The sequence below is a fragment of the Streptomyces sp. NPDC044064 genome (assembly GCF_056434245.1).
Genome location: NZ_JBWKFN010000069.1, coordinates 1 through 4,986, shown reverse-complemented (window position 1 = coordinate 4,986; position 4,986 = coordinate 1). Strand labels below are relative to the sequence as shown.

2 rRNA genes are annotated in these 4,986 nt (G+C 57.1%); both read left to right on the top strand.

From position 1 onward, the window contains the following. Nucleotides 1–19: 19 nt before the first annotated feature. Nucleotides 20–1,543, top strand: a 16S ribosomal RNA gene (locus tag AC07DS_RS46175). A 303-nt stretch (nt 1,544–1,846) separates the two neighbouring features. Next, nucleotides 1,847–4,965 (top strand): 23S ribosomal RNA (locus AC07DS_RS46170). Together the 16S and 23S rRNA genes form the textbook arrangement of a ribosomal RNA operon. The last annotated feature ends 21 nt before the right edge of the window (nt 4,966–4,986 follow it).

The following is a 4,986-nucleotide window of genomic DNA, read 5'->3' as shown; positions in this document are numbered from 1 at the left end:
ACCGGATTACCGGTAAACATTCACGGAGAGTTTGATCCTGGCTCAGGACGAACGCTGGCGGCGTGCTTAACACATGCAAGTCGAACGATGAAGCCCTTCGGGGTGGATTAGTGGCGAACGGGTGAGTAACACGTGGGCAATCTGCCCTTCACTCTGGGACAAGCCCTGGAAACGGGGTCTAATACCGGATACGAGCTTCCAAGGCATCTTGGAGGTTGGAAAGCTCCGGCGGTGAAGGATGAGCCCGCGGCCTATCAGCTTGTTGGTGAGGTAATGGCTCACCAAGGCGACGACGGGTAGCCGGCCTGAGAGGGCGACCGGCCACACTGGGACTGAGACACGGCCCAGACTCCTACGGGAGGCAGCAGTGGGGAATATTGCACAATGGGCGAAAGCCTGATGCAGCGACGCCGCGTGAGGGATGACGGCCTTCGGGTTGTAAACCTCTTTCAGCAGGGAAGAAGCGAAAGTGACGGTACCTGCAGAAGAAGCGCCGGCTAACTACGTGCCAGCAGCCGCGGTAATACGTAGGGCGCAAGCGTTGTCCGGAATTATTGGGCGTAAAGAGCTCGTAGGCGGCTTGTCACGTCGATTGTGAAAGCCCGAGGCTTAACCTCGGGTCTGCAGTCGATACGGGCTAGCTAGAGTGTGGTAGGGGAGATCGGAATTCCTGGTGTAGCGGTGAAATGCGCAGATATCAGGAGGAACACCGGTGGCGAAGGCGGATCTCTGGGCCATTACTGACGCTGAGGAGCGAAAGCGTGGGGAGCGAACAGGATTAGATACCCTGGTAGTCCACGCCGTAAACGGTGGGAACTAGGTGTTGGCGACATTCCACGTCGTCGGTGCCGCAGCTAACGCATTAAGTTCCCCGCCTGGGGAGTACGGCCGCAAGGCTAAAACTCAAAGGAATTGACGGGGGCCCGCACAAGCGGCGGAGCATGTGGCTTAATTCGACGCAACGCGAAGAACCTTACCAAGGCTTGACATACACCGGAAACGTCTGGAGACAGGCGCCCCCTTGTGGTCGGTGTACAGGTGGTGCATGGCTGTCGTCAGCTCGTGTCGTGAGATGTTGGGTTAAGTCCCGCAACGAGCGCAACCCTTGTTCTGTGTTGCCAGCATGCCCTTCGGGGTGATGGGGACTCACAGGAGACCGCCGGGGTCAACTCGGAGGAAGGTGGGGACGACGTCAAGTCATCATGCCCCTTATGTCTTGGGCTGCACACGTGCTACAATGGCCGGTACAATGAGCTGCGATACCGTGAGGTGGAGCGAATCTCAAAAAGCCGGTCTCAGTTCGGATTGGGGTCTGCAACTCGACCCCATGAAGTCGGAGTCGCTAGTAATCGCAGATCAGCATTGCTGCGGTGAATACGTTCCCGGGCCTTGTACACACCGCCCGTCACGTCACGAAAGTCGGTAACACCCGAAGCCGGTGGCCCAACCCTTGTGGAGGGAGCTGTCGAAGGTGGGACTGGCGATTGGGACGAAGTCGTAACAAGGTAGCCGTACCGGAAGGTGCGGCTGGATCACCTCCTTTCTAAGGAGCACTTCTCACCAGCTTCGGCTGGTCAGAGGCCAGTACATCAGCGAATGTCTGATGCTGGTTGCTCATGGGTGGAACGTTGATTATTCGGCACGGTCCAGGATGGACCAGGCGCTAGTACTGCTCTTCGGGGCGTGGAACGCTGATCTGGTCGGCTGATCGTGTCGGGCACGCTGTTGGGTGTCTGAGGGAATGGTTTTCCTCAGTCGCCGGCCCCAGTGAACTCGAGCCTGTTGGTTCGGGGTGATGGGTGGCTGGTCGTTGTTTGAGAACTGCACAGTGAACGCGAGCATCTGTGGCCAAGTTTTTAAGGGCGCACGGTGGATGCCTTGGCACCAGGAACCGATGAAGGACGTGGGAGGCCGCGATAGTCCCCGGGGAGTCGTCAACCAGGCTTTGATCCGGGGGTTTCCGAATGGGGAAACCCGGCAGTCGTCATGGGCTGTCACCCACTGCTGAACACATAGGCAGTGTGGAGGGAACGAGGGGAAGTGAAACATCTCAGTACCCTCAGGAAGAGAAAACAACCGTGATTCCGGGAGTAGTGGCGAGCGAAACCGGATGAGGCCAAACCGTATGCGTGTGAGACCCGGCAGGGGTTGCGCATGCGGGGTTGTGGGATCTCTCTTCTGTTGTCTGCCGGCAACAGGACGAGTCAGAAACCGTTGATGTAGACGAAGGACATGCGAAAGGTCCGGCGTAGAGGGTAAGACCCCCGTAGTCGAAACGTCAGCGGCTCGTTTGAGAGACACCCAAGTAGCACGGGGCCCGAGAAATCCCGTGTGAATCTGGCGGGACCACCCGCTAAGCCTAAATATTCCCTGGTGACCGATAGCGGATAGTACCGTGAGGGAATGGTGAAAAGTACCGCGGGAGCGGAGTGAAATAGTACCTGAAACCGTGTGCCTACAAGCCGTGGGAGCGTCGGATGCAGCTTGCTGCATCTCGTGACTGCGTGCCTTTTGAAGAATGAGCCTGCGAGTTTGCGGTGTGTTGCGAGGTTAACCCGGGTGGGGAAGCCGTAGCGAAAGCGAGTCCGAATAGGGCGATTCAGTAGCACGCTCAAGACCCGAAGCGGAGTGATCTAGCCATGGGCAGGTTGAAGCGGAGGTAAGACTTCGTGGAGGACCGAACCCACCAGGGTTGAAAACCTGGGGGATGACCTGTGGTTAGGGGTGAAAGGCCAATCAAACTCCGTGATAGCTGGTTCTCCCCGAAATGCATTTAGGTGCAGCGTCGTGTGTTTCTTGCCGGAGGTAGAGCACTGGATAGGCGATGGGCCCTACCGGGTTACTGACCTTAGCCAAACTCCGAATGCCGGTAAGTGAGAGCGCGGCAGTGAGACTGTGGGGGATAAGCTCCATGGTCGAGAGGGAAACAGCCCAGAGCATCGACTAAGGCCCCTAAGCGTACGCTAAGTGGGAAAGGATGTGGAGTCGCACAGACAACCAGGAGGTTGGCTTAGAAGCAGCCACCCTTGAAAGAGTGCGTAATAGCTCACTGGTCTAGTGATTCCGCGCCGACAATGTAGCGGGGCTCAAGCGTACCGCCGAAGTCGTGTCATTGCAGCATATAGCCCCAACGGGTGTTGTGATGGGTAGGGGAGCGTCGTCTGCCGGGTGAAGCAGCACCGGAAGGTAGTTGTGGACGGTTGACGAGTGAGAATGCAGGCATGAGTAGCGATACAAACGTGAGAAACGTTTGCGCCGATTGACTAAGGGTTCCTGGGTCAAGCTGATCTGCCCAGGGTAAGTCGGGACCTAAGGCGAGGCCGACAGGCGTAGTCGATGGATAACCGGTTGATATTCCGGTACCCGCTGTGAAGCGTCAAACATCGAGCATCGTGATGCTAAGGCCGTGAAGCCGTTCCGGACCCTTCGGGGAAAGGAAAGTGGTGGAGCCGCCGAACCAAGCGGTTAGTAGGTGAGTGATGGGGTGACGCAGGAAGGTAGTCCATCCCGGGCGGTGGTTGTCCCGGGGTAAGGGTGTAGGACGAGTGGTAGGCAAATCCGCCGCTCATGTGTCTGAGACCTGATGCCGAGCCGATTGTGGCGAAGTGGATGATCCTATGCTGTCGAGAAAAGCCTCTAGCGAGTTTCATGGCGGCCCGTACCCTAAACCGACTCAGGTGGTCAGGTAGAGAATACCGAGGCGTTCGGGTGAACTATGGTTAAGGAACTCGGCAAAATGCCCCCGTAACTTCGGGAGAAGGGGGGCCAGCTCTGGTGATGGACTTTGCGTCCTGAGCTGGGGTTGGCCGCAGAGACCAGCGAGAAGCGACTGTTTACTAAAAACACAGGTCCGTGCGAAGCCGTAAGGCGATGTATACGGACTGACGCCTGCCCGGTGCTGGAACGTTAAGGGGACCGGTTAGCTCTGATTCGTCAGGGCGAAGCTGAGAACTTAAGCGCCAGTAAACGGCGGTGGTAACTATAACCATCCTAAGGTAGCGAAATTCCTTGTCGGGTAAGTTCCGACCTGCACGAATGGCGTAACGACTTCTCGACTGTCTCAACCATAGGCCCGGTGAAATTGCACTACGAGTAAAGATGCTCGTTTCGCGCAGCAGGACGGAAAGACCCCGGGACCTTTACTACAGTTTGATATTGGTGTTCGGTTCGGCTTGTGTAGGATAGCTGGGAGACTTTGAAGCATTAACGCCAGTTAGTGTGGAGTCGTCGTTGAAATACCAGTCTGGTCGTGCTGGATGTCTAACCTGGGTCCGTGATCCGGATCAGGGACAGTGTCTGATGGGTAGTTTAACTGGGGCGGTTGCCTCCTAAAGAGTAACGGAGGCGCCCAAAGGTTCCCTCAGCCTGGTTGGCAATCAGGTGTTGAGTGTAAGTGCACAAGGGAGCTTGACTGTGAGACCGACGGGTCGAGCAGGGACGAAAGTCGGGACTAGTGATCCGGCGGTGGCTTGTGGAAGCGCCGTCGCTCAACGGATAAAAGGTACCCCGGGGATAACAGGCTGATCTTCCCCAAGAGTCCATATCGACGGGATGGTTTGGCACCTCGATGTCGGCTCGTCGCATCCTGGGGCTGGAGTCGGTCCCAAGGGTTGGGCTGTTCGCCCATTAAAGCGGTACGCGAGCTGGGTTTAGAACGTCGTGAGACAGTTCGGTCCCTATCCGCTGTGCGCGTAGGAATATTGAGAAGGGCTGTCCCTAGTACGAGAGGACCGGGACGGACGAACCTCTGGTGTGCCAGTTGTTCTGCCAAGGGCATGGCTGGTTGGCTACGTTCGGGAGGGATAACCGCTGAAAGCATCTAAGCGGGAAGCCTGCTTCGAGATGAGTATTCCCACCTCCTTGAGAGGGTAAGGCTCCCAGTAGACGACTGGGTTGATAGGCCAGATATGGAAGCCTGGTAACGGGTGGAGTTGACTGGTACTAATAGGCCGAGGGCTTGTCCATTGATGCTCGCGTTCACTGTGT